Consider the following 2,588-nt stretch of genomic DNA (forward strand, 5'->3'; position numbering starts at 1 on the left):
ATCAAAATGGACGTAAACATTATCTACGGATAAGTTCTTAGCCGATCAGGTAGCAGCGCGATTTGAGTAAGGAGTCGCCCATTCTGTTGGATCCGACTGATCCTGACGACCCACTGAAGCTGGTCTTCAACGATGATGGGCGCGTGGCTCCTGACCCTGACCTAGATGAGGCCGCGCAGAGTCAGGTCAAGTTTGCGATTGAATATCTTGGGTTAAGCCAGAGCCAGCTCGACGGGGGGCGCCGCAAGACTTGGCGCGACTGCACCAGGAAGATCGCCAAGTACAGCCGAATTGCGAAGAAACACAAAGGGGAACGCACCGTCGAGGAGTGCGAAACCTTGCTTGAACTCAGGAATGAGTTGATCGCCATGTCGAAATCGTCTAGTGAATTTTCTGCGGCTGCCCGTTGCTGCTTGACGGTGAACCGCCTGCCGGCTTTCATCCTGTGCGACGAATTAGCGCCATTGGCTGTTGACGTTTAACGGGGCAATCGTCAGCGGTGAAGGTGGGGGAGTTGGGTCCCCAAAACCGACGGAGAAAAAATCATGCCAAGCCAATGCGACTCTGGGTGGAATTTCTAGGTGTTTTCGCTGCGTCATGAAATTTAACGAACGGCTGGATCTACTCGTTCCAATGGTTTCTGATGTCCGAACTCCGACTTTATAGCCCTTTTTCCAGGTAAACGACCTCGATCCCAATCAGCGACTCCTGTGCCTCAAGGCGTCTGTAACGGATTGTAAAACCGATCCAACTGAGGAGAATTCAAATTAATTTGCTAGGTGATTACCCTCAGTATCCACATTTCCCCGGCGATTGAATCTGTTCAGCTAAATAGATCCCGCCCCCTGAGCGGCCACAGAATTGAATGTTAAGTGGCGCGAAATGGAATGTTGAGTGGCGTTCCGCAAATACAGAGTTAAGTGAGAAAAGTACAGAGTTAGCTGAAACCCGACATAAACCACGCGCCTCAAAACAGTCAATTACACACGCACCCAGCGTCCACCCTTGAAAATTGGCAAAAACCCCCATATGATTGGCACTCGATGGTATTGAGTGCTAACAAGCCCTGTCAAACCACCAAGTTAATAAGCACCAACTTTTCAATTGGTGCTTTTTGATTCTCAAAACCCATTGTTTTTAAACAAGGAGCTCCTATGAAACTTCGTCCTTTACATGACCGCGTGATCGTCAAGCGCGTGGAAAATGAAACCAAAACAGCTTCTGGCATCGTCATTCCTGACAGCGCTGCTGAAAAGCCTGATCAAGGCGAAGTACTGGCAATCGGTCCAGGCAAAAAGAACGACAAGGGCGAAATCAGCCCGATGGCCGTCAAAGTCGGCGACCGCGTTCTGTTCGGCAAATACAGCGGCCAGACCGTCAAGGTTGATGGCGACGAACTGCTCGTCATGAAAGAAGACGACCTGTTTGCGGTTGTGGAGAAATAAAGCTACTGCGCAGGCGCCATGCGTCGTTGCGCGGTGCTCGCAATCCTCACGTACACAAGTACGTTCCGGTTGCTGTGCTCCGTGCGCCTAGCCTGACACCTGCTCGCTACGCTTTCTTCCCTCACAACAGTCATTCGTAACATATTTATTGAATTTTTGGAGAATTAACATGGCAGCAAAAGACGTCATTTTCGGCGGCGAAGCCCGCGCACGCATGGTCGAGGGTGTCAACATCCTGGCCAACGCCGTCAAGGTAACCCTGGGTCCCAAAGGCCGCAACGTGGTGCTCGAGCGCTCTTTCGGCGCCCCCACCGTGACCAAAGACGGTGTGTCCGTCGCCAAGGAAATCGAACTCAAGGACAAACTGCAGAACATGGGCGCGCAGATGGTCAAGGAAGTGGCTTCCAAAACCAGCGACCTGGCCGGTGACGGCACCACCACCGCGACGGTGCTGGCCCAAGCCATCGTGCGCGAAGGCATGAAATACGTGGCGGCCGGCATGAACCCGATGGACCTGAAGCGCGGCATCGACAAGGCAGTTACTGCCCTGGTCGCCGAACTGAAGAAGGCCTCCAAAGCCACCACCACCTCCAAGGAAATCGCGCAAGTCGGCTCCATCTCGGCCAACAGCGACGAAACCATTGGCAAGATCATTGCCGATGCCATGGACAAGGTCGGCAAAGAAGGCGTGATCACCGTCGAAGACGGCAAGTCGCTGGAAAGTGAACTTGACGTGGTTGAAGGCATGCAGTTTGACCGCGGCTACCTCTCCCCTTACTTCATCAACAACCCTGAAAAGCAGTCCGCTCTGCTGGACAACCCCTTTGTGCTGCTCTACGACAAGAAGATCAGCAACATCCGTGACCTGCTGCCTACCCTGGAGCAAGTTGCCAAGGCCGGCCGTCCGCTGCTGATCATTGCCGAAGAAGTTGAAGGCGAAGCCCTGGCTACGCTGGTGGTCAACACCCTGCGCGGCATCCTGAAAGTGGTTGCTGTCAAGGCCCCAGGTTTCGGCGATCGCCGCAAGGCCATGCTGGAAGACATCGCTGTGCTGACCGGCGGCAAGGTGATTGCCGAAGAAGTCGGCATGTCGCTCGAAAAAGTGACGCTGGCTGACCTCGGCCAGGCCAAGCGCATCGAAGT

Annotated in this window: 3 protein-coding genes; all 3 read left to right on the forward strand. The window is 53.7% G+C overall.

Annotated features, from left to right (window positions below; translation table 11 throughout):
• Window positions 1–86: 86 nt before the first annotated feature.
• Complete coding sequence (locus B3F77_RS15325; protein ID WP_293605786.1) at window positions 87–482, forward strand: hypothetical protein; 396 nt, start codon at window positions 87–89, stop codon at window positions 480–482.
• Between the two features lie 672 nt (window positions 483–1,154).
• Window positions 1,155–1,445 carry a co-chaperone GroES gene (locus B3F77_RS15330; RefSeq protein ID WP_293605787.1) on the forward strand — a complete coding sequence of 97 codons (291 nt, stop codon included), beginning with the start codon at window positions 1,155–1,157 and terminating at the stop codon, window positions 1,443–1,445.
• 169 nt (window positions 1,446–1,614) lie between these two features.
• Window positions 1,615–2,588: chaperonin GroEL (gene groEL, locus B3F77_RS15335; RefSeq protein WP_293605788.1), on the forward strand; the 974-nt coding region annotated here is incomplete at its 3' end.

It is taken from the genome of Polaromonas sp. UBA4122 (assembly GCA_002381615.1).
Taxonomy (GTDB): domain Bacteria; phylum Pseudomonadota; class Gammaproteobacteria; order Burkholderiales; family Burkholderiaceae_C; genus Polaromonas.